The organism is Mucilaginibacter gossypiicola, from assembly GCF_900110105.1.
Taxonomy (GTDB): Bacteria; Bacteroidota; Bacteroidia; order Sphingobacteriales; family Sphingobacteriaceae; genus Mucilaginibacter; species Mucilaginibacter gossypiicola.
Genome location: NZ_FOCL01000001.1, coordinates 999,623 through 1,023,190, shown reverse-complemented (window position 1 = coordinate 1,023,190; position 23,568 = coordinate 999,623). Strand labels below are relative to the sequence as shown.

16 protein-coding genes are annotated in these 23,568 nt (G+C 42.7%); 14 read left to right on the top strand and 2 right to left on the bottom strand.

Annotated elements, in window-relative coordinates; translation table 11 throughout:
- Position 1 precedes the first annotated feature (1 nt).
- From BMX50_RS04295 to BMX50_RS04285, 3 genes are all read left to right on the top strand, one after another.
- Positions 2-1,189, top strand: a complete 1,188-nt coding sequence (locus BMX50_RS04295; protein WP_091208086.1) for an efflux RND transporter periplasmic adaptor subunit — start codon at positions 2-4, stop codon at positions 1,187-1,189.
- A gap of 3 nt (positions 1,190-1,192) precedes the next feature.
- Positions 1,193-1,606: a Fur family transcriptional regulator gene (locus BMX50_RS04290; protein ID WP_091208082.1), complete on the top strand. Its 414-nt coding sequence runs from the start codon at positions 1,193-1,195 to the stop codon at positions 1,604-1,606.
- A gap of 224 nt (positions 1,607-1,830) precedes the next feature.
- The gene (locus BMX50_RS04285) at positions 1,831-2,907 is read left to right on the top strand and encodes an HAD-IC family P-type ATPase (RefSeq protein WP_244280844.1); all 1,077 of its coding nucleotides are present in this window, start codon (positions 1,831-1,833) and stop codon (positions 2,905-2,907) included.
- 350 nt (positions 2,908-3,257) lie between these two features.
- Here the strand turns inward: BMX50_RS04285 and BMX50_RS04280 are convergent, their stop codons facing one another.
- Both BMX50_RS04280 and BMX50_RS04275 read right to left on the bottom strand, forming a co-directional pair.
- On the bottom strand, positions 3,258-5,579 hold the full coding sequence (locus tag BMX50_RS04280; RefSeq protein ID WP_091208079.1) for a tetratricopeptide repeat-containing sensor histidine kinase: 2,322 nt from the start codon (positions 5,577-5,579) through the stop codon (positions 3,258-3,260).
- 356 nt (positions 5,580-5,935) lie between these two features.
- A complete protein-coding gene (locus BMX50_RS04275) occupies positions 5,936-7,861 on the bottom strand; it encodes a sigma 54-interacting transcriptional regulator (protein ID WP_091208076.1) in 1,926 nt (641 codons plus the stop codon).
- A 402-nt stretch (positions 7,862-8,263) separates the two neighbouring features.
- On the opposite strand from BMX50_RS04275, the gene BMX50_RS04270 reads away from it, so the two are divergent.
- From BMX50_RS04270 to BMX50_RS34730, 11 genes are all read left to right on the top strand, one after another.
- Positions 8,264-9,370 (top strand): sigma-54 interaction domain-containing protein, encoded by a 1,107-nt coding sequence (locus BMX50_RS04270; protein WP_091208073.1) that lies wholly within the window; start codon positions 8,264-8,266, stop codon positions 9,368-9,370.
- Positions 9,371-9,666: 296 nt separating this feature from the next.
- Positions 9,667-11,928, top strand: a complete 2,262-nt coding sequence (locus BMX50_RS04265; protein WP_167667805.1) for a histidine kinase dimerization/phosphoacceptor domain -containing protein — start codon at positions 9,667-9,669, stop codon at positions 11,926-11,928.
- Between the two features lie 180 nt (positions 11,929-12,108).
- On the top strand, positions 12,109-12,537 hold the full coding sequence (locus BMX50_RS04260) for a cupin domain-containing protein (protein ID WP_091168741.1): 429 nt from the start codon (positions 12,109-12,111) through the stop codon (positions 12,535-12,537).
- Between the two features lie 28 nt (positions 12,538-12,565).
- Entirely contained in the window at positions 12,566-12,919 is a 354-nt protein-coding gene (locus BMX50_RS04255; RefSeq protein WP_091208064.1) for a Spx/MgsR family RNA polymerase-binding regulatory protein, read from the top strand.
- A gap of 47 nt (positions 12,920-12,966) precedes the next feature.
- Positions 12,967-13,722 carry an SDR family oxidoreductase gene (locus BMX50_RS04250; RefSeq protein WP_091208061.1) on the top strand — a complete coding sequence of 252 codons (756 nt, stop codon included), beginning with the start codon at positions 12,967-12,969 and terminating at the stop codon, positions 13,720-13,722.
- A 267-nt stretch (positions 13,723-13,989) separates the two neighbouring features.
- Complete coding sequence (locus tag BMX50_RS04245; RefSeq protein WP_091208059.1) at positions 13,990-15,459, top strand: aminotransferase-like domain-containing protein; 1,470 nt, start codon at positions 13,990-13,992, stop codon at positions 15,457-15,459.
- Positions 15,460-15,594: 135 nt separating this feature from the next.
- Positions 15,595-17,637: a ferritin-like domain-containing protein gene (locus BMX50_RS04240; protein WP_091208056.1), complete on the top strand. Its 2,043-nt coding sequence runs from the start codon at positions 15,595-15,597 to the stop codon at positions 17,635-17,637.
- A gap of 61 nt (positions 17,638-17,698) precedes the next feature.
- A complete protein-coding gene (locus BMX50_RS04235) occupies positions 17,699-18,175 on the top strand; it encodes a Dps family protein (protein WP_091208054.1) in 477 nt (158 codons plus the stop codon).
- Positions 18,176-18,377: 202 nt separating this feature from the next.
- The gene (locus tag BMX50_RS04230; RefSeq protein WP_091208621.1) at positions 18,378-19,163 is read left to right on the top strand and encodes an alpha/beta fold hydrolase; all 786 of its coding nucleotides are present in this window, start codon (positions 18,378-18,380) and stop codon (positions 19,161-19,163) included.
- A gap of 204 nt (positions 19,164-19,367) precedes the next feature.
- Complete coding sequence (locus BMX50_RS04225) at positions 19,368-20,402, top strand: alpha/beta hydrolase (RefSeq protein ID WP_091208051.1); 1,035 nt, start codon at positions 19,368-19,370, stop codon at positions 20,400-20,402.
- Positions 20,403-20,785: 383 nt separating this feature from the next.
- Positions 20,786-23,479, top strand: coding sequence for a sigma 54-interacting transcriptional regulator (locus tag BMX50_RS34730; RefSeq protein WP_208864638.1), 2,694 nt, complete (start codon positions 20,786-20,788; stop codon positions 23,477-23,479).
- Positions 23,480-23,568: the final 89 nt, after the last annotated feature.

Genomic DNA, 23,568 nt, shown 5'->3' with positions numbered 1-23,568 from the left:
CATGAAATATCAAGCATATAAAATATACGCAGCCACTTTGCTCATCGCAGGAACACTGCTGGCTTCTTGTTCCGGAGGTTCAGAAAATAAAGAAAAAGAAAATCCTAAAACTGAAATTAAGGATAAAGAAAGCGGGTTGGAACTTTCCGACGCGCAAATGAAATCAGTTGGGATTGTCATAGGCCCAATTGAACAAAAGAACCTGGATGCCGTCGTTAAGGCTAACGGACAATTGGCCGTACCACCTCAAAACAAAGCCGATGTCAGTATCCTGTCGGGCGGGATCATTGGCAATATTAACGTATTGGAAGGTCAGCAGGTTCAAAAAGGTCAGGTATTGGCAACGATTAAAAACCAGGACTTAATAAAAATACAGCAGGATTATTTGGCAGCTAAGAACAACTTTACCTATGTACAGGCAGAATATGACCGCCAGAGTCAATTGAAAGCCGCAGGTGCAGGTACCGGTAAGTATTTTCAATCTTCAGAAGCGACCTACAACGCGGAGCGTTCCCGGCTTACGGCCTACGAAAGCCAATTAAGGCAATTGGGGGTTTCTCCAGGCAGAATCACCAGCGGCAATATCGTTTCCCAATTCCCTGTTTTATCGCCTATTAGCGGTACAGTTGGTACGATTACTGCAAATACAGGTGCATTTGTTCAACCGGGTACCTCTATTATGGAAGTGGTAGACAATTCCAAAATCCATTGCGATCTGACCGTGTTTGAAAAAGACCTGATGGCGGTCAAAGTCGGTCAGAAAGTAAGCTTCCAATTGACAAACCAAAATAACCAGGTCATCAATGGCACCATCAATGGTATCAATAAATCATTTGAAAATGAAAGTAAAGGTGTAATTGTTCACGCGGTTATCAACAATAAAGAGCATCAGAACCTGATTCCCGGCATGTATGTTACCGCGCTGATCAGTACCGGTAGCAAGTTAACCGATGCGGTGCCTGTCGATGCGGTAGTTCGCTCTGAAGGTAAGCAATACATTTTTGTTACCTCAACCCATGCCAAAGACGGCAAGACCATTTTTACAAAAACCGAAGTTACAACGGGTGTAGCCGAACTCGGCTATATCCAGGTTACTCCGTTAAACGCATTACCTGCCGGGGTGCAGATCGCTACAAAAGGGGCATTTTATTTACAATCAAAAGCAGCAGGCAGCGGCGAAGAAGAATAAGCCATGAAGGAGTTAGAAAAGCAACTGCAGGAAAAACAGATCAAGCCAACCGCGATGCGGTTGGTTGTACTGGACTATTTACTAAAGCAAACCAGCGCGGTAAGTCTGACTGACATGGAGGTTAGTCTGAAAAAAACAGACCGGGTGACTTTATACCGGACAGTTAAAACTTTTGAAGAACATGGATTAGTACACCGTGTCGAAGATGGTACAGGTGTTACCAAATTCGCCCTCTGCCAGCCGGATTGCACAGCCAATGGCCACCATGACCTGCACATTCATTTTTATTGTACTAATTGTAAAGAAACACATTGCCTGCCAAGAACCCATATTCCTGAAATTATGTTACCAGACGGTTATGATAGACAGGAGATCAACCTTTTAGTAAAAGGGCTATGTGCAGCATGTAAGAAATAATGCACTACGATTGCATGCGTTGCCTACTTAATTTTGATAACATAATGATGAATTAGAACCTATGAAAAAGGAACACATAAAGAAAAACCCACCGGCGCAAAGCAACCGAGGATTGATATATCACCAGCAAAAGAAAAAGAAGAAAGGCACGAGATCATCGACACGACGAGGACGAAACGGGGCACGACCATGAACATGGTGGCATCTTTGGCAAGAATACAGAGTTGATATTTGCGATCCTTTCCGGTATGTTCCTGGCTTTAGGGTTTGGACTATCATTTATCCATTCTTTGCCACCATTAACCAGTACAATCTTATACAGCATTTGTTATTTCTTCGGCGGATTCTTCACCACCAAAGAAGCTTTCGAGGCCATCAGCAAAGGTCAGTTTGAAATAGATCTTTTAATGCTGGTCGCTGCTGTTGGTGCCGCTTTTCTCGGTCAATGGGCAGAGGGCGCATTATTGTTATTCCTGTTTAGTTTCGGCCATTCTCTGGAACATTATGCGATGGGCAAAGCGACAAAATCTATCGCTGCATTAGCCGACCTCGCACCAAAAACGGCTATTGTGCGCAGGGATGGCAAGGAAACCGAAGTTCCGATTGAAGAATTGGTCTTGGCAGATATTATCATCATCAAACCTAACAGTAAAATATCTGCCGACGGGGCGGTTATTAAAGGCGAAAGCAGTGTAAACCAAGCGACGATTACGGGTGCAAGCGTACCGGTAGATAAATCCCCGGTTACCGATCCCGAAAAAGATTATGATGATAAATCCCTGAGAGCTGAAAATAAGGTATTTGCCGGAACAATTAATGGTAGTCAGGTTTTGGAAGTTAAGGTAACAAGATTGGCAGCTGATTCCACGCTATCCAGGTTAGTTAAACTGGTGAATGATACAGAGGCGCAAAAATCACCTACCCAGTTATTTACGGATAAACTTCAAAAGTATTATGTTCCGGCTGTACTTATCCTGGTCGTGATTCTGCTATTCGCCTATCTCGTTATTAACGAGCCCTTCAGCAAAAGCTTTTACAGGGCGATGGCAGTGTTAGTAGCTGCCAGTCCCTATGCATTAGCGATCTCTACACCAAGCGCTGTATTGAGCGCCATAGCCCGCGCAGCACGTAGTGGAGTCCTCATTAAAGGCGGGGGCCCGTTGGAACAATTAGGGGGCTTAACAGCTATCGCTTTTGATAAAACTGGTACGCTTTTTGGTTTCAAAGGTGTTCGACAGCAATTTATACTACAAAAACGGCATCTATCGAACCCCTACACTGTTACTTGTGTTTGTGTGTAACTATCTGATAATGAGTGGTAAGTAGTTGTTGGTGATCGACAAAAAAAGGGATTTTCCTGCGAAAATCCCTTCGGGTGGAGGCGAGGGGATTCAGGTAGAACCTCTTTTATCTCTTCTAATATTTATTAGTGAATTGAAAATAAAATAGTTAAATATAAATTATTGAAGATTCTAAATGGCCTGAAAAAGTATAAAATTTGATAGAAATCGGATTTTATACCCCCCTTTTTTAATTTCCAGCTTAAAAAAGTTCGATTATCGAACTCTCGTTAATTATCACTGTGTTAATCCTCACGTTGTCAATTTTATATTATGGATAAATAAAGAATTTGATAGCGACATCTTCAAGCTCAAATCATCATCTTGTTTTCAACTTTAAATTTTACAAGTACTGTAACTCCAGATTGGCTTCTAATCTCAAAACTACCCCCCAACTGTTTACTAAGCGCCCTCATCATCTCCATTCCCAATGATGCAGTTTCGGCTAAATTAAAATTCGGAGACAGCCCCTTGCCGTTGTCGGTAATACGTAATGTAATGGTTTCCAGTACCGATAATTGGGCGTCAATAGATATTTCTCCGCCATCTTTCCCAAACGCATATTTTATACTATTGGTAATGGCTTCGTTTAATATGAGGCCCATAGGCACTGCCTGGGAAATATCAAGATTCACATGATCCAGATTTTCTTTAAACCTGATTTTCCGGCGTCCACAGTCATAGCAAGTGTAAAGATATCTGACCAAATCAGTAATATAGTCGGCCATAACAATGGTGGCTACATTAGTTTTACTATAAAGTTTTTGGTGGATGATTGATATGGCCTGTACCCGGTTTTGGCTATCCCTTATGGCATCCCTGGCATCGGTATTTTGCAAATAAGCGGATTGCGTATACAGTAAGCTCATTACAATTTGCAGGTTATTTTTAACCCGGTGATGAACCTCCTTAAGTAGCCATTCCTTTTCCGTGAGCAAGTCCTGCTGGCGATTTAACAGATCGTCCTTATCCTCAATTAGCTTTTCTTTTTCGTTCAGCAGGGAGAAAAGAGAAACATTTTGATGGTTAATTTCCTTTTGCTTAATTTTTAGCTTAAAATTGCTACGCTGCTTGCTTCGGTAAGCCAGGTATAACACCCCGGCCAATATAAAACCTATCAACACACCTGCAAAAGTGATGTTTCGTTGCTGATGAATTTTCTCAAGATTGTTTTTTTGTATGGTTGATTGATTATTTAATTCCTGTATCTTTTTATCTTTTTGTACTGATAAATATTTGGCTTCAAGCTCATTGATCTGCTTGCCTGTTGCAGCATTGGTAAGGGAATCTTTGATGGTCTTAAGTTGCTGAAAGCCTTTTAACGCGGCCCGGAAGTCGCCCTTAGCCGAATCAACTTTGAACCGGTGCTGATAGATGGTCATTTTTGAAAGCACAGACATTTTACCGGAAGGCAGCGCTTCAAGCATCTTTAATTCATCATTCAGCTTCGCCCATTGTTTGGTAAGCAGGTAATGCTTAGGTAGCGGATCATAGGCGGCAATAAAATTATCCATGGCGTAATAATTCTTTTTGGTCTGCTCGGGAACATCTTTATAAACCTGCTGAAATACCTTTTTGAACCTCGGGATCATTTTTTCGGCGCCATTGCTGTTGTTCATGTGATTGTATAGCTTCAACTCGGCCGAGAGAAACATGCCTTCCTGAACTACAGTTTTTTTGGGGTACCTGTTAAATGTTTTTTTGAGGTAGGCGAAGGCTGTTGCGTACTTTTTAAGGTTAATATAGCAGGTTAGTATCTCGTGAACCCCCAGGTTGTACAATTCCTGGTTGTTAAGTTTGGCTGAAATATCAACACATTTTTGGTGATAGATCAACGCTTGTTCAAACTGACGCTTGTTATAATAGGCAACGCCCAGTGTAAAGTAATAATATTGTCCCCAGTTAAGATCTGGCTTAGGGGAGGCTTCGTAGGCGTTTACACAATTAATACGGGCAAGTAGTTCTTTTGGCATATCGCCTTTTCTGTAATAGTTATCCGCCAGTCTGTAATAAACAGATGCTACCTTTGGGCTTTTTAAAAGCTGATATTGCTTAATAACAGTTATAAATCCCTGTTCGGCCTTATCAAACTGATTGGCATTTTGGTAAGTAAACGCTATCCGGAACTGTTCATCAGCGGCATGAAGATTAAATCCATTTTTTCGGTAAATTTCATAGGCTTTATTATGGTTCTTTAACTTACCTTCAACCTCTGCCTTGTCCGATACAGGCATACGGTCGGCATAATAATGCCATAGATTTGCTTCCTTTACCGGCTGGTGACTTGCCTGGTAATAGTTGGCAACCTGGGTGAAAACCTGGCCGGCCATGCTCCAATTGTTCTGTTTTATGTAAAGTTCTCCTTTGGTAAAAAGCGTAAGGTGCAGATGCTTTGTGGCATGGATAGTTTTACTAAGTGTTTCGGCTTGTGTTATATAATAAGCGGCGCTATCAATATTTTTAGATAACTCTCCTTGTCTATTTAAGTAATACTCACCTAATTGAAGTTGCACATTGATCCGGTTGGTGTCATTTGTTGTTTTTTGAAGCTTTTGAATTAGCTCGGCCGCATTTTGAGCGCCCGCGATGAATGGATAGCTTATTAAAAAAAAGCAAATGGCAAGCTTTCTCATCGTGTGATATATGGTTTAAATAAATTGTTTTGGTCATTACTATTCACGAGGCATTCAAAATGAAGCCGTTTAATTGATTACCGCAACCAATTCGATCAGGCTGCTTTTAAAATGAAAAAATATAAGCGACGAAAGATTATGCCATTTATTTAATTGGTTGTAATAGAGTGTCTTGTTGTTTGTTTGAAAGGTAATTCGGGCGATATATCGGACGGGGAGGAGGTTACCGTTCGATATATGGTCGGTATCGCCATCGGCGAGATTGCAGAAGGGCGATAACAAGAGCTGAAAACGCAGCGTTAACGCTACCTGTTATTCAATAACATTTACTAAGCACTATTAAAATAATATGCCGTTTACTTAATACCTAACCTTTTCATTTTTGAATGGAGAGTGGTTGGGGGCAATCCCATTACAGCTGCGGCGCCGCTGGCACCTCTGATCCTGCCATTACAGCTTTTAAGCACGGTGATGATGTAATCCCTTTCATTTTCGTCGATAGTTTTCATTCTTGCACCAACCTCAACCTCCGGTTCGGTTGCTTTACTGCCGGGATATTTGGGTAGTAAAACCTGTTCAATAATTGGTGTTTTTGATAATAGTATGGTTCTTTCAATAAAATGTTCCAGTTCCCTTACGTTTCCGGGCCATGAATAATCAAGCATCTGAGCCATCGCTCCGGCCGAGATCCCATTAATGGCTTTCCTGTACTTTTTTGAATAGTAGGAGATGAAATGATTGCTGAGCGCCGGTATATCGTCAATTCGTTCCCTGAGCGAAGGGATGATGATCGGGAACACAAAGAGGCGATAATATAAATCAAGCCTGAACCGTCCTTCTTCCATTTCCTTTTCCAGGTCGCGGTTGGTGGCCGCTATGATCCGCACATTTATTTTTATAGGTCCCTTGCCTCCAAGGCGTTCTATTTCCTGCTCCTGTAATACGCGAAGCAACTTTACCTGGAGGTCTATGGGTAATTCGCCTATCTCGTCCAAAAAAATGGTGCCCCCGTCTGCCATTTCAAATTTACCGGTTCGCTTTTCAAGTGCTCCGGTAAAAGCGCCCCGTTCGTGACCAAAAAGTTCGCTTTCGATCAGGTTTGCAGGGAGAGAAGCACAATTTACAACAACCAGCGGTTTGTTTGCCCTGCCCGATAGCGAATGAATGCTTTTTGCTACTCTTTCCTTACCCGTGCCACTTTCTCCAAGGATGAGTACAGATGTATCCAACGGTGAAATTGTGTTGATATGATCAAGTACGGTTAGCATAGGACGGCTTTGCCCTACAATACCGTCAAAATCACGTAGACGTTCTTTGGGAAGCACCGGTTCGTTGGCTGGGTAAGAGATCAGATTACTTATATCAGGATTTTGCCTGTCTCCTTCAAGTACGCTGCCTAAAGCGTTAAGCAGGCGGCTTAGCAACGCCACATGCTGCTGCCCGTAAGTATTGCCTCTTCTGCTGTAAAACTCATATCTTACCAAAGTTGAGTTAGCCTGTGAAACCGGGAAAAATAACGCTGATTCAAAATCATAGGTATCAGTGATAATCTTACTCAGTGGATTTTGATTGCATAGCAGATCAAGTTCTTCGCTATTAATATATTGAGCTTTATTTGTTGCGGGCAGTGAGCTATAAATGTTTTTCAGCGAGTTGCCATCGGTACCAGTTACATTCATTAACTCCTGTTCTCCCAAAGCCTGGTATTCATTAAAACCTATCCTTAAAAAACCAATACTGGTAACTGTTGTGTTGTTTGTGGTTTTAAGTATAAAATTCAGGTAATCAAAGGGGATATAGGCTTGCAGATTATCGGCAATGCGTAGCAGTTTTTGCATCCTATCGCCCTCATGATCGCGGATCTCCTTCAACTTCTGGTTCAGTTCCATTTCCTGTTGCCTGCTGCTTTCGAGGCTGTTTTGATACCGGTAAAAAGCAACATCAAGCGTGGTTAGCAGGTCATCCTCCCGAAACGGCTTAATAATAAAGCCGAAGGGCATCGTTGATTTAGCTTCTTCAAGTAATGCGCCCTGAAAGTTTGCAGAGAGGTACACAAATGCCATATTTTTTTCGGTAAGCTTCCTGGCAAGGTCAATACCGTTTAGTGCACCTTTCAGGTGGATATCAAGCAGCACCAGGTCGGGCTTTTGTTCGTCGATAGAAGTTAAGGCCTCACCAACAGATTCTGAAATGCCGGTAACTTTGTACCCGGCCGATATTAAGATCAGTTTTAGGTGATGCCCTACAAGAGACTCGTCTTCTACTATCAGTATTTTCTTCATCGATATATGTTACAAAATAAAGCTATTTCGGAATACCCTGCTCCCGAGCCAAATTCATCCGGGCGGATAAAATCCATTAAATAACTTTCTGGTTATAAAATATCCAATCCAATATGTGTGCCGCGGGCCAAATAATCTTATACAATTTCCGGCTATTTTAATGAATTGCCAAATGTATCCTAAAAACTAAGCTATTTGAGTAACATGGATAAATTTTGAAAGTGGGGGTGGCAGGATAAGTACCGGGTACCCGTTGATGAAAACCGACGAAATAGAATTTTTAAAAAACGAAACCGCCGAAATATCGTCGGGTAGCATGCTGAAAAGCCCCTTTTTTCAATTTTATGCCAGTGGCATAAAATTCGAAGCATTTAAAACGAAGTCTCCCTAAACAAAATTAAAATGATCACTGAAAGAATAACATCCAACCCGGAAACAGAATCGCAAAAATCGAATTTGTATTTTGACCTGCCTCAGGGCGTGTTTATTGATTCGGGTCTGAAAACAGGTAAAGATCGATCAGCAATGAAACCTGTTTTCAGCAATCAATACCCCGGCATCATCGGTAATTGCCTCGAAATGCAAAAAGTATATCGGCTGATGACCATGGTAGCACACAGTAATTCGACGGTTTTGCTGCTTGGCGAAACCGGTACGGGAAAGGAAGTTATTGCCCGGGGAATCCACCAGGCATCAACCAGAAAAAGCAAGCCGATGGTAACGGTAAACTGTGCGGCATTACCGGCAAACCTGATAGAAAGTGAACTTTTTGGTCACGAACGGGGATCATTTACCGGGGCTATGGATAGGAGGATAGGTAAGTTTGAGCTGGCACATCAAGGCACTATTTTTCTCGATGAGATAGGCGAGCTTCCGCTGGAGTTACAGGTGAAATTACTACGGGCTATTCAGGAGCGGGAGTTTGAAAGAGTAGGAGGGAAAACAACGATAAAGGTTGATGTACGGATCATTGCTGCTACCAACCGCGATCTGGAGGCCGAAGTTGATGCAAACCGCTTTAGGGCCGACCTGTATTATCGCCTCAATGTTTTCCCAATTAGTTTACCGCCTTTGCGCCATAGGCAGGATGATATTGCCGAACTGGCAAACTTTTTCCTGGTTCGTTATTGTAAGATAACAGGTAAGAAAATCAATTTCATATCCAATAGGGTATTGCAGCAGCTTAAAAGTTATTCCTGGCCTGGAAATGTGCGGCAGCTGGAACATTTGATAGAAAGGAGCATCCTATTATCAGATGATAGCGTATTAAGAGAGATCTGCCTGCCGAACGACACGGGGAAGAACCTCAGCGATCAGGAGATCTTCAAGAATAAAACGCTTATTGATGTGGAGAAGAACCATATCATCGCTGTACTGAAAAAATGCAGCGGTAAAATTGCCGGGGAAGGCGGGGCGGCTGAATGGCTGGATGTACCGCCGACTACGCTGCATGCTAAAATGAAAAAGCTTAATATCGTCAAGCAGGATTATTTTCCGCAAAAGATATAAGTTGCGACATATGCTTCCGCGTGGTCTTTATCATTTTTAAAAGTAGTTTAATGAATTAATGAAACTGTTTGTATTTGGCTATCTATTTGGATACTTACGTAAAAGTTGTCCTGTTATTTATTTTCATTCATTAAAAATATCTACTTTTAATCTCCTGCATTTGCCAGGGCATAAACTATGTCCAGTTAGTAAATTTCATGAAGCATTCGCTGATACGTCGTTTTGTTTTGTTGTTATTTTATTGCCTTTTGTTTTGTTGGCAATACTCAGCCCATGCCCAGGAGTTTAAAAGTTTAATGGGTGATTTAAACAAAACAAAGCCCGACACAAACCGGGTTAAAATCTTTATTAAACTGGGGCAGTATTTTATAAACAAGCAGGCTCTAACGGATAAAGATATTGATTCGTCCCGTTACTATTTAAACGCGGCAACGGCCTTAAGCAAATCTATTAATGCCGCCGACTTCTTTAACCAGGCACGATCTCAGCAAGCGTTAACCTATATTTTACAAAACGATTTCAAAACTGCCGACTCATTGTTTAACCAAATAACTGGTTACTATAGTAAAAAAGGCGATCATGATAAAGAGGCTGAATATTGGACCACATATGGGAATTATTTAAGATACGACAATCCATCCGTATTGGAAACCAGGGCAAAATGTTTTAACAAAGCATATGAGCTTTACCGTAAAGGGACCGACAGGTTAAAAATTGCTGATGCGCTTGGCAAAATAGCCGATGCCGATTTGAACGAAAAGCGGTATGACAAAGCCGAACGCGAAATGATAACGGTAATAGCTGAATACAAAGCCCTGAAGTTTCCGAGAATTTATTACGGATATTATATGTTGGCTGAAGTGTATTCGCGGAGAGATCAGTACCAGAAAGAATTGCTTACAAGGATAGCGTGTATGAATGCCTGTGACGCCGATCCAAACCACAGCGATGGCGATGCCGCTTTTTTTAGCATTTACCTCGCTTTATCATACCAGAAAAACCATAAAGACGCGCAGGCTATCCCATATTTTAAAAAAAGTGCCGATCTGGCGGTTAAAATTAACGAACAGGACTTTTATTATAAATCTATTGATGGTATCATCAATAGTTACATCAACCTGAAAAAGTATGGTGCTGCGCTTACCTATTTAGCAAATACACCACCTGATAAATTCCCGGAGCAAACAATTGAAAATAAAAGCCGGTACGTTGCGCGCAAAATGCAGCTATACAACTTTTTGGGGCGTGACAAAGATGCGGCCAACCTGGTGCCGGAATTTAAGCACCTGTTTGGCAAACTGTACGGTACGCTTGATAATGACCCGTCGTTTTATGTAGTTGATGGCTTTGTAAAGAATTATGATCCGCTTCCGCGATACTATATCCGCACAAAGCAATGGGATAAATTATCGGCCGAATTAAAGTTTCTGCAAAATTTGCCCCTGAAAAGAATCTCGCCGTCGTCGCGTATTATTCTTAACGGTTATAAATTTAAAATTGATTCGGCAGCCGGCAACTTTGCATTAGCGCTAAAGGAGTTTCAGCAAATTCGCCTCATGCAGGACTCGTTAACCAACGCGGCCACAGTAAAACAGATCAATGAGTTAGAGGCCAGCTACAATTCCATTAAAAAAGATAAAACCATCCAGGCACTTAATAATAGCGCTACGATGCAAAAAAATAAGCTGGAAAAGGTTAACCAGCAACGCAACATCACCCTCGCAGGTGTTTTAGTAGCGGTTGTATTTGCCTGTGTTATATATGTTGCGTACCGGGGTAAACAGCGAAGCAATATCCGCCTGGAAAAGAAGCAGGATGAGATCAACCGTCAAAACAATAAATTATCAACCCTGCTTGAAGAAAAGGAAAAGCTAATAAACGATAAAGACACTTTATTAAAACGGCAGGAAGACCTGATCACAGAAAAGGAGTGGCTATTGAGAGAGGTGCACCATCGCGTTAAAAATAACCTGCAAATAGTGATGAGCTTACTGTATACTCAATCAGCCTATTTGCAAAATACCGATGCCATTGAGGCTATAAAGGACAGCCGAAACAGGGTACAAGCCATCTCCATTATACATCAAAAGCTTTATAATAAAAGTAACGTGGCCACCATTGTAATGGCCGATTATATTAATGATCTGGCCCGGTACCTGAACACCTGTTACGATTGTAACAGGCGGAGAATAAGATTCAGAGAAGAACTGGACGCGGTAAACCTGGATATCTCCCAGGCCGTGCCCATGGGCCTGATATTAAACGAGGCCATTACCAACAGCATTAAATACGCCTTTGATGAAAATGGGGGTGAAATTTATCTTAAAGCACTGCTATCATCACCTGAGAATATTACCCTAAGCGTTACAGACAATGGCCGGGGGCTGCCACCCAATTTTAACCTGGCCAAAACCTCGTCATTGGGTATGGAAATGATGAAAGCCCTCAGCAAACAATTAGGGGGGGCTTTTGAGATTAGAAACGACGATGGCGTTACTATAACCATTCAATTCAAAATAGAAAACACTTCATCGCCAATACCAGTCAGCGAGCTCTGAAATTGAATTTTATTACCATTGATATTTCTTTCAAATCATAATTAATTCCTTTTGCGCCCTTTTCCCGGCAATACCAGTTGGACCCTCTCCCGGCTTCCCCCTGGACCAGTTTAAGCACTTTTACACCACCTAATTTTGTCTTACAAACTCAATAACGGGTTTGGGTATAATTATTCTATTATGAAAAAAATAAGTTTAACCTTATTGGCGTTCTGCGCTGCATTAGGCGTTAGCGCCCAAGCAAAAAAGGACCCCAAATGTGCTAATGTGAATGTTACACAGTACGAACCTGAAGTTATTTTTAAACGAATCATCACCACGCCGCAAATTAAAAGTCAGGAAGTTAAAATGGTGATCGTGAAGTTTGCACCCGGCGAAGTTTCCGGAGCCCACAGACACCCGATCCCTACTATAGCCTATGTATTACAAGGAAATATATCTTCAACTTTTAATGGCAAAACCCATATTTACAAACAAGGCGAAGCGTTTTGGGAAGATCCTAACGGCCTGCATGCCGAAAGCAAAAATATGAGCAAAACCGAAGAAGCTAAACTGTTGGTGTACTTCATCGGGCCTAAAGAATTACCATTCATAACCGCAGCGAAATAAACAGCCATCAGCCACATCAACCAACGTTATGAAAGTTTATGGTTTAACCACCTGCAAGCGTACAAGGCAGGCTTTGGCCTGGCTAAAAGCTCAAAACGTAGATTTTGAATTTCAAAATTTCAAAACGGAGGGGATCTCGCCAGGTAAACTCAAAGGCTGGGACGCAACATCCGGTTACGCCACATTTCTCAATAAAAAGAGCCTTACCTGGAAAAGATTGCCCGCAGAAGTTAGGGAGTCGATAAAAAACAGTGAAAACGCGCTTGCGCTATTAGTTGAAGAGCCGGCCATTATCAAACGCCCGGTTATTGAAGACGAAAACTTTCTGTTGTTTGGCTTTGATGAAAAGGTTTATCGGGAGCATTTTCTGCATCATCAATAAAAAAAAATTATAAAACGGCTTACAAAGGCCATTAAAAAATACAAATTATGAAAATAGTAGTAATAGGAGGCAGCGGGCTTATAGGTTCGCAAGTTGTAAATAAACTTACAGATCAGGGGCATGAAGTGATAGCTGCTTCGCCGGCAACAGGTGTTAACACAATAACCGGCGAAGGCCTTGCCGAAGCTTTAGACGGAACAGATGTGGTAATAGATGTTGCAAACTCTCCTTCATTTGAAGATACCGCCGTAATGGAATTTTTCAAAACATCGGGTAAAAACCTGCTTGCTGCCGAAATTGCAGCAGGCGTTAAACACCATCTCGCCTTATCGGTTGTTGGAACTGATCGTTTACAGGAAAGCGGATATTTTCGTGCAAAACAGGCACAGGAAGATCTGATCAAAGCCTCTGGTGTTCCTTATTCAATTATACACTCTACACAGTTTTTTGAGTTTTTAAGTGGGATTGCCAACGCCGCAACTGATGGCGATACTGTTCGTTTGTCACCCGCTCATATTCAGCCAATAGCATCTGCTGACGTAGCTACTGCTGTTGCCAAAGTAGCATTGATGGATCCTCTTAATAAAACTGTAGAAATAGCTGGTCCTGATAAATTCAATCTTTCAGACCTTGTTCAGCAATATCTGACCAAAAATGGCGATCCGCGTAAAGTTGTTGCTGACGTACATGCAAGTTATTATGGAGTGGAACTGAATGACCAAATGTTAGTGCCGGGCAACGATGCTAAAATCTTTAATATCAATTTCGAAAATTGGTATGTGAACCAGCCTAAAAAGGCATAGTTCATCTTTTTATGTTTTATGGTTTGGGCGCTCGTCATTATTAAGTGGCGGGCGTTTTTTATGGTAAAATTTCCGCTTTATATGGTGTAAGAGAATATCGGGGTACCAAATATGGAGTCATTTAGAATGGCTAGTATTTATAAATGATTGAAAATTAAATAGTTATATACTGGTATGCGCATTGCAAAACTGCTGAGTCTTGCATTGATGATATTTTAATGTAGTTTTCAAAGCAGGGCGGCAAATCAATTTAATTATAAAAATACGATGCTTCCTTACCACAACCTGATAGTAATCGATAAGCAAAACCAGATTCCTGTTTACAGGCAGATCACCAATCGCCTCATCAGCCTTATACGGGAAGGCTTAATTCCGCCAGGTACTTTCTTCCCAGGCACCAGGCAAATGGCCGAATTTATTACGGTTAACCGTAAAACGATTATCAATGCATACGAAGAGCTGATGACAGAAGACTGGATAGAACCCGTGGACAGGAAGGGCTACCGCGTAACACCCGAACTACCGGTAATTAAGCCAAGGTCATTTCAACCACCCAACTCTTTTTCATCACCCGATAATATTACATCAAGAAACCTCGCCTTGCAAGCTGCACTGCAACCGGAGCACCGGCTAACCAAAAGCTCGGATATTGTGGTTAATGATGGTTTTCCCGACGCAGAACTCGCGCCTTTTAATGAGATCAGTAAAGTTTACAGGGATAAGGCCACCAGTGCCAGAATTAAACAATTGATGTGTTTGAGAGACCATGGCGGCCTGCCGCTACTCAAAGAAGGAACCGCCTTGTTTTTAAACGAAACCAGGGGTTTAAACATCCGTAAGGACGACCTGTTAATTACCCGCGGGGCTCAAATGGCTATTTATTTAGCGGCTACGGTATTGCTTAACAAAGGTGATCATGTAGTGGTAACGGAACCTAATTATCGTTATGCCGACGAGATTATAGAAAACACCGGTGCCCGTATCTCAAAAATAGGAATTGATAATGAAGGGCCCAACCTGGATCAACTGGAACACATCCTTAAAAAGTCGCCGGTAAAAATGCTTTATATAGTTCCTCATTTGCATCATCCCACTACTATAACCATGTCGGTGGGGAGAAGGCGACGATTGCTTCAATTGATTGAACAGTACGGGTTTTATGTAATTGAGGATGATTACGGTTACGATTTCCATTATACCAATAACCCGATCCTTCCCCTGGCCAGTGCTCCTCATGGTGGGAAAATAATTTACATTGGGTCGTTTACCAAGCTGCTTGCTCCTTCAATAAGAGTTGGCTACATGATAACTACACCCGATATTGTAAAAAAAGCAACCGATCTGAAGCGATTGATCGATTTGAGAGGCGACACTTTTATTGAATTTATGCTGGCACAGATGATCATCAACGGCGACCTGGTGCGGCACATTAACCGATCGAACAAGTTATACGCCCGGCGCTGTGACTTTATTTGCGATCTGCTTATCAAAAAATTATCGCACGCTGTTGAATTTACCCGGCCGCTTGGCGGAATGGCTGTATGGCTTAGATTTAAGCAGCAATATCCTGTAAACAAAATAATTAAAGATGCTGCCCATGCAGGGCTTTGCATGATCGGTATGTCGTTCAGGCTTCCCGGCAATCCGAATGATAACGGAATCCGTTTTGGGTTCGCTTCGCTTTCTGAAGAAGAGATTTCAAAAGCTATAGATATCCTGGTCAGGTTAACTTCCTGATTTTGAACCGCCATTACGGATAACGCATTTGTGATGGCGATTAGTACAGACGCCTGGATTACCTGCAGGGTGCCTGTCTGGTCTCCTTTAAGCAGGTCCGGTTTCAATAATTTTGCAAATTAAAACATCTAAAATATGAATAACCCAACTCAACGTGAATCAGTAGTTAAAGACGTAGAAAGCAGGGAGGAGCTTATTTATTTACTCTCGAGGGCGGCCGAATTGGAGCATGGTTTGGCCTGTGTTTATCTCTATGCAGCATATTCCCTAAAATCGAACCTTGATGAAGGGGGGATGACGGAAGAGCAACTCACCATGGTTAAAACCTGGAAGCGAAAGCTTGCTATGGTAGCAGTTGAAGAGATGCTGCACCTTGCCCAGGTTAACAATATGCTTACAGCTATAGGCGGTGCGCCTAATTTTAAGCGGGCAAATTTCCCATTACCTGTATCCGCTTTTCCTTTTGGCATTAAGTTAACGCTTGAACCTTTCTCGCTTGCAACAATTGAACGACTGGTAATATTTGAATTACCCGAAGAGGGCGTGCTTGAACCGGTTTTACATGCTCAATATGATGAACTGCGCAATAAAGTTGTTAGGGAACAGGAATTAGAATATGCTGAATTGAAACCCAGGCAGTTTAAGGCCGAACCAGAATTGGTAGCACGTTTTGGCCCCGAGGCTTTTAAATTTCAGGAGCCTTATGAAATTGACTTTACAACCGTAGGCGAGTTTTATCACAAGGTGGCATCGGGTTTTAAATGTATTCCGGAAGATGTGCTATTTATCGGGCCAAAAGAAGCGCAGGCAAATGCCCGCTATGTTGATTTGAGCGGCAAATTAATTCCGGTGGTAAACCGGGAATCTGCATTACAGGCTATTGAAATGATAGTTGAGCAGGGAGAAGCCCCCACGCAACAACACCCCGATTGCCATTTTGAGGTATTTGATACTATCAGGAAGCAGTTCATCAGCGAACTGGAAAAAGCTGAGAATACCAATACCGTGTTTGAGCCGGTAAGGAAAATGGCTTCGAACCCCATGACCCGGTTTTATGACGATACAACCGACGGCACGTTAATACTTGACAGCGATACACATTGCGCTGCAGATATTTTTAACATGAGTTACGATACCATGCTACAAATGCTGCTCCGCTTTTTTGCCCATACCGATGAAACCGAGGAAGAGCTGGAAATGCTATCAAGGGCCACCCTGCGGATTATGACCACTGTGATACGCCCAATGGGCGAGGCGCTTGCCAAAATGCCTCTCGGCGACGCTGCAAATGCGGCGTTAATGGCTGGTCCGGGGTTTGGGTATAACCGGGATATAACCTTGCTGCCGCATAAAGAATCGGCATGGGTGTTTTTCTGCGAGCGGCTTTTTAACCTCGCAAAAGAGACCACAGCATTGGCCGAACAGAAAACTTCACCGCCCGAAGTTAAAGAGGCTTCGGCGGCGTTGCAGGCACTTTCCGAGCTTTTTATAAAAAAAACGGTGCAGGCACAAAAAATAATTCCTAAGGTTGAATTTGCTGATTCCGCAAAGCTTGAGCCCGAAATTAATCCCTCTGCCAATGGGCCATACCTGGTTAAAGGTGTAAGTAACTTACTCAACTCGAAAGGGGAACGGTTACCGGCCGAACCCCAGATGGCTTTATGCCGTTGCGGTGGTTCGGCAAATAAACCTTTTTGTGACGGCACCCACGCCCGCATAGGTTTTGATAGCAGCAAGCTACCCGGCAGAACGCCCGATAGGTTGGATAAATATCCCGCTACCGATTTTACGGTATGTGATAACCGCGGTATTTGCCAGCATTCGGGCTTTTGTACCGATGAACTGCCCGAAGTTTTCAGGCTTGGAAAAGAACCCTTTGTTGATCAAACGGCCGCCGGCGGTGAAAGGATCAGTCAGCAAACAAAAAGATGCCCTTCAGGAGCATTAAGCTTCAGCTTTGCCAACCCAGGTTTAAACCAGCCTGTAATTAACGAGCCAACGATTACAGTTTCGAAGAATGGCCCTTACCGTGTTAAAGGAAGCATAAAACTGGATGCCGAATTTCTGGCAGGTGCATCAAAGGAGCATTACACATTGTGCCGTTGCGGCGGCTCGAAAAACAAACCGTTTTGCGATGGCACGCATTGGTATAACAATTTTACGGATGATAAAAACTAATAAAAAACAACTGAGATCAGAATAACTACGAACTAATCAACAAAACAACAATACATCAAACATGAAAACTAACATTGGAATTAACGAAGCCGGCAGAAAGGCGGTATCCGACGAGTTGGCAAAATTATTGGCCGACGAATTTATCCTGTACACTAAAACCAGGAACGCTCACTGGAACATTGAGGGCGCCGACTTTCACACCGTTCACGTATTTTTTGAATCGCAATATCAACAGCTTGAAGAAGTAGTTGATGGTGTTGCCGAGCGGATGCGCAAAATTGGTCACTATGCCCCGGCTACATTAACCCAGTTTTTGCAGCTTACCCATTTAACCGAAAAGCTTGAAAACGGCAATAATAGCCAGGGCTATATCAAAGAACTATTGGCCGACCACGAAAGTATCATCATGTTTTTGCGAGGTAATATCACACCCTTTGCCGAAAAGTATCAGGACATGGGCTCCAGCGATTACCTTACCCAGCTTTTGGAAACTCACGAAGAAATGGCCTGGATGCTTAGGGCTCATTTAACAAAGTAAAGTAAATTAAAACACGGTTTATTATTTTATAGCGGGAGAACATCCCGCTATTTTTTTGCCCAGTGGATTCTGAGGCCGCCAAAACAGATCATTTTCCAGCTGTCAACAAATTGAAGCGGGAAAAATGTCCATTAGTAGCATCTCTTTGTCCATTGATGAGCCTTTGTGCACAAAATACCTTTGTCAAAAAATAACTATGAAAATGAAACAATCAAACCAATCGAAATTAAGTATGGGCCGGAAACTTATCGCGGCATTCGTACTGAGCTACCTGTTGCTACCGCCAGTTTTATCAAACGCGCAGGAAAAGATCAAAAACGTTGTACTTGTGCATGGGGCCTTTGCCGACGGCTCGGGTTGGAAAGGTGTCTTTGAGATCCTTACCAAAAAGGGCTACCATGTAACGGCTGTACAAATTCCGCTTACTTCACTTAAAGATGATGTGGATGCAACTACCCGCATTCTGGATAAACAGGATGGCCCTGTCATTTTAGTAGGTCATTCATGGGGTGGTGTAGTGATTACCGAAGCTGGTATGCACCCTAAAGTTGCCGGTTTGGTTTATGTTGCAGCCTACCAACCTGACAAAGGTGAAAATACTTTGAAGTGGGCCGCAACTGCGCCTACATTGCCCGAGTACGGTATCTTGCCGCCAGACGAAAAGGGGTTTGTTTACTATGACAAAGCCAAATTTCATGCAGGTTTCGCCGGCGACTTAAGCCTGGCCGAAACCGACTTTATGTTCGCCTCGCAGGAGCCCATTTTTGGCGGAAGCTTTGAAACCCCTGTTGCAGATGCTGCCTGGAGAACCAAACCGGCTTATGGCATTGTAGCAACCGAAGATAAAAGCATCAATCCAGAAATCGAACGTAATATGTACAAGCGTTCAAATACACGCACTACAGAGATCAAAGGGAGCCACGTGGTTTTCATATCTCATCCGGATGCTGTAGCTAAAGTGATCATTGCCGCATCGGAGAAAAAATAAGCTGACCCTATTTGCCTTGATAAACAATTTTATAGCTCCATCGCGCAAAAGCGGTGGGGCTTTTTTATTTAATGATAAGCTTTTTGAGATGGTTGCTTTTGTCGACGCGGGAAAAAAGTCCATTGCTTTTAGCCGTATGTGCATTGAGTGGCTTAATTGGACAGGGTAATTTAGCAGAGTTAAACTCATATACCAACTCAAAAAATGAAAACAAAAATTACAATTTTAGCGTCCTTTTTTGTGGCGATTGTTTGCGGTAATGTTGCCGCGCAAACTATTGATCCGGCGCAGGATCCACACATCGAAAGCAATATCAAAGCTTTTTTAAATGTGCTCAATTCTGGTAAAGGCAAACCAATTGAAGAGCTTACCCCGGCTGAGGCAAGGGCTGTACTTACAGGTGCCCAGGAATCGGTAAAGTTTGATTACTCAGATATTAAGGTAAGCCAGAAAACCATTACTGCCGGGGGAGGCCGCCTGGTTTTAGATGTGGTTAAACCTGCTAACGCCAAAGGGATATTGCCGGTATTTATTTTTATCCACGGTGGGGGCTGGGTATTAGGCGATTTTCCTACCCATAAGCGTCTGGTGCGCGACCTTGTAGTTAATTCTGGCGCGGCGGCCGTTTTTGTAAATTATACGCCCTCGCCCGAAGCGCATTACCCTACGGCTATTAACCAGGAATACACGGCCCTGCAATGGGTTGCCGCCAACGGATTAGAAATAGGTGTTGATGGCAGACGCCTGGCTGTAGTTGGCAACAGCGTTGGTGGTAACATGACCGCGGCTGTAGCCTTGATGGCTAAGGATAAAAAAGGCCCGCAAATTAAGCTGCAGGTTATGATGTGGCCTGTTACCGATGCCAGTTTTGAAACCGCATCATACAACCAGTTCGGTACGCAGCGCTTTCTTACCAAAAAAATGATGCAATGGTTCTGGGATAATTACACTACCGATCCTAATGAGCGTAAACAAATCTATGCGTCGCCATTACAAGCAACCAACGAGCAGTTAAAAGGCTTACCACCGGCATTTATTTTGGTAGCCGAAAACGATGTGTTACGTGATGAAGGTGAGGCATATGCCCGTAAACTTGACGAAGCTGGGGTGAAAGTTACATCAGTACGTTACAACGGCATGATCCATGACTTTGGCTTGCTTAATCCAATTGCCGATGTACCCGGCACAAGGGCCGCCATGCTGCAGGTTGCTTCCGAGATCAAAAAGGCGCTTAAATAGTTATTTTATCATCATTTTAAAGTTAATGCCTCCGGAATAACTTCGGGGGCATTCTGTTTTATTACTCAGCGTTTAAACCCGGTTTAGATAATTTTTACCCGGCATGTCCAATTCTGGAAAGTCGATTGTCAATGACCTATAAATGCCGGTGGTGGGATTATCCGAGGGTGGGATTTGAGGCGTGGTGATCCTGGATTGAATGGATGTGAATTGTGCCAGATATGAAATCGTTTGTTAAAATACGGTTTAAGACAGATCGCCTAGACAAACCATTAATGTTTGAACCCGCCACGGCATTATTTTATGATCGCAGTTTTTGCCGGCCGTCTTTATCACAGCGGCAATACCTGCCATGGTGTACCCCTTACCCAATTTTTTGCAAGATGGAAAAGCCCGGATTTTTAAAGGTAATAGATGATTTCGAAAATCAACAGACAGATAAAAAGAGTTTCCTTAGAACACTTAAAAAACACGTTAACTGCTATGAAAAAGAGAAAGAGGTACTGCTTGAATTAAGTAATGACATTACCAAAGTAAGGACTAAGGTAGATTTGATCAAGGTTTTTTCATCGGGGCTTAAAAGCTTGTTTTATTTTACACATGCGGTGGTATCACTGGTAGATAAGGAAAAGCAAACCTATTATCCTTTTTTAATTGACAGAGAGGCGCTAAAGATCAAACACCGCGACGAATTACCATCGTTACTTGCTTCTCGCTTTGTTCTTGATGATCCATTTATCAGTAAGGCCCATGGTTCTGATATACCGGTATCGTTTTTATTGGATGATATCATAAACAAGCCAGGTATTCCAGGTTTTTTAAAGGTGAATTACGAATGCGGGATAAAAGAAGCTATGATAGTGCCGCTGAAAAGCAAAATGGAAACTATCGGGCATGTATTGGTTTACTCAGACCGTCCGGGTTCTTTTTCTGACGATTTTAAGGCTGTTATATCGATGATCAGCCCGCAGCTTTCCAGCGCGGTATCCAACATTAAAATAAATGAAGAAATTGAATTTAAAGAGTGGGTTAATGAAGTTTTACTGGATATAAGCAATAATCTGGTAACAGTACGCCACAAAAAAGACCTGCTTACCGTTGTTAATGCCGGCCTTAAAAAGCTTGTAAAGTTTACGCATAATGTAATGACTATTGTAGACAAAGCGGAAGAATATTACAGCGTATATGTAACGGACCCGGATTCACCCACACAAAAATTCCCTAAGTACGGTGAAGCCGTTGAGTTGCCAAACCTGGTTAATGATGGTATTTATGATGCCGCGTCAGATAGTGAAGGTCCCGTTGTGCTCGATATGACTTTATTTGACCTGGATAAGGCACCCCTTTGGTTTAAACTTAACTATGCCGCCGGGGCCCGTGAAATGGTGGTCAACATCCTCCCTGGTAAAGCCGAACACAAACTGGGGCTGATATTATTTGCTGATAAAAAGGGGGCATTTGATGCTGCAGCTTTAAATATTGTTGAACGCATTTCCAGTCAATTATTTACGGCGGCAAGTAATATCGCGGCAAATGAGGAGATCGCCAATAAGGAAAAAGAAAAATCTTTCCTGCTGGATTTTAGCCATGACATTGCTGCTGTACGCAGCAAACACGATTTGTCGGCGGCGGTAGAAAGGGCAGTAAAAAAGCTGAGTTCGGTAAAAGGATATACTGTCAGGCTAATCAATTGCGATGGGGCAACAACCAGCACGTACATCTATGACAGCACTAACACTTTTAAAGATGATCCCGAATTCAGGCAAATGATCGCCGCGAAATTTCCTATAAAAGATGGCATACAAGATAAGGTATTGAGCAACACTGAGCCCGTCCTTTTTATCACTAATGAAGAAATGCGCCGTGCTGTTGTTCCTCAATACGTGCGCACCTGGAGTGATATGGGGTTAAGAAAGATGCTCGGTGTGGCCCTACGAACAGGAAATAAAGATATTGGGGTACTTTTTATGGAAACAGACATTGTCAACCTGCCGATATTGAAAGGGATTTGCGCGCAGATCTCCACCGCGATATCAAATGTGTTGGTTAATGAGCAGCTTATTACCTACAAAAGCATGCTTGAGGTTGAAAATGATCATCTGAAAGAGCAGATAAATACCATTTACAATGCGGCCGAAATTGTTGGCAACGGCCCCGAAATGCAACAGGTTTATCACTTAATGTCAATTGTTGCCAAAACAAATTCGACGGTGCTGCTTACCGGCGAAACAGGGACAGGCAAGGAGTTGGCGGCACGTGGGATCCACAAGAGCTCGCCACGAAAGGATAAGTTAATGATCAAAGTTAATTGCGCCGCGCTTCCGGCAAACCTTATCGAAAGCGAACTTTTTGGGCACGAAAGAGGCGCGTTCACCGGGGCGGTAGAACGACGGATAGGCAAATTTGAACAGGCTCATAACAGTACCTTGTTTTTAGATGAGATAGGTGAGCTTCCTTTAGAACTTCAGGTAAAATTACTGCGGGTTATCCAGGAACGTGAATTTGAACGGATTGGCGGTAAAACTACTATTAAGGTTGATGTAAGGATAATTGCGGCAACAAACCGTAACCTGGAAGAGGAGGTAAATGCCGGGCGTTTCAGGGCTGATCTTTACTACAGGCTCAATGTTTTCCCTATCAGCCTGCCGCCCTTAAGGAACCGGATCGAAGATATAGCCCAGCTGGCTAATTATTTCCTTGCCCGGCACAGCAAAAATACCGGAATAAAAGTAACTGCTATATCAAGTAAGGTAATGCAGGAATTAAAAAGTTACCTATGGCCCGGTAATGTAAGAGAACTGGAGCACCTGTTAGAACGAAGCGTTTTGTTAACCAACGGCAGCACGTTGAGAGAGATATACCTGCCTAAAACCCGTTTTGGAAAAGACCTGTCTGTTAATCAAACTCTTGAAGAAATTGAGCGCGCCCACATCATCCAAACACTTAAAATATGTGGAGGCAAAATAGCCGGATCGGGCGGAGCTGCAGATGTGTTAGGCACCCCCTCAACTACGCTGCATGCTAAAATGAAAAAGCTGAAGATCTCAAAAACGGATTACTTATCGCAGGCATCCTGATGGCAATTGCTCGCAATATCGTTAAAGTGCTTTTTGATCCGCTGTATTAGGTGTGTTGTGTAAGATGATTTTGATTTATGTTGTTGATA

Bases quoted from the DNA above. Each gene is read 5' to 3' on its own strand.
- BMX50_RS04260 (WP_091168741.1), top strand. From the start codon at position 12,109: ATGAAAAAAATAAGTTTAACCTTATTGGCGTTCTGCGCTGCATTAGGC.
- BMX50_RS04230 (WP_091208621.1), top strand. From the start codon at position 18,378: ATGAAACAATCAAACCAATCGAAATTAAGTATGGGCCGGAAACTTATC.
- BMX50_RS04270 (WP_091208073.1), top strand. From the start codon at position 8,264: ATGATCACTGAAAGAATAACATCCAACCCGGAAACAGAATCGCAAAAA.
- BMX50_RS04250 (WP_091208061.1), top strand. From the start codon at position 12,967: ATGAAAATAGTAGTAATAGGAGGCAGCGGGCTTATAGGTTCGCAAGTT.
- BMX50_RS04265 (WP_167667805.1), top strand. From the start codon at position 9,667: ATGGGTGATTTAAACAAAACAAAGCCCGACACAAACCGGGTTAAAATC.
- BMX50_RS04295 (WP_091208086.1), top strand. From the start codon at position 2: ATGAAATATCAAGCATATAAAATATACGCAGCCACTTTGCTCATCGCA.
- BMX50_RS04240 (WP_091208056.1), top strand. From the start codon at position 15,595: ATGAATAACCCAACTCAACGTGAATCAGTAGTTAAAGACGTAGAAAGC.
- BMX50_RS04280 (WP_091208079.1), bottom strand. From the start codon at position 5,579: ATGAGAAAGCTTGCCATTTGCTTTTTTTTAATAAGCTATCCATTCATC.
- BMX50_RS04245 (WP_091208059.1), top strand. From the start codon at position 13,990: ATGCTTCCTTACCACAACCTGATAGTAATCGATAAGCAAAACCAGATT.
- BMX50_RS04225 (WP_091208051.1), top strand. From the start codon at position 19,368: ATGAAAACAAAAATTACAATTTTAGCGTCCTTTTTTGTGGCGATTGTT.
- BMX50_RS04290 (WP_091208082.1), top strand. From the start codon at position 1,193: ATGAAGGAGTTAGAAAAGCAACTGCAGGAAAAACAGATCAAGCCAACC.
- BMX50_RS04235 (WP_091208054.1), top strand. From the start codon at position 17,699: ATGAAAACTAACATTGGAATTAACGAAGCCGGCAGAAAGGCGGTATCC.
- BMX50_RS04275 (WP_091208076.1), bottom strand. From the start codon at position 7,861: ATGAAGAAAATACTGATAGTAGAAGACGAGTCTCTTGTAGGGCATCAC.
- BMX50_RS04255 (WP_091208064.1), top strand. From the start codon at position 12,566: ATGAAAGTTTATGGTTTAACCACCTGCAAGCGTACAAGGCAGGCTTTG.
- BMX50_RS34730 (WP_208864638.1), top strand. From the start codon at position 20,786: ATGGAAAAGCCCGGATTTTTAAAGGTAATAGATGATTTCGAAAATCAA.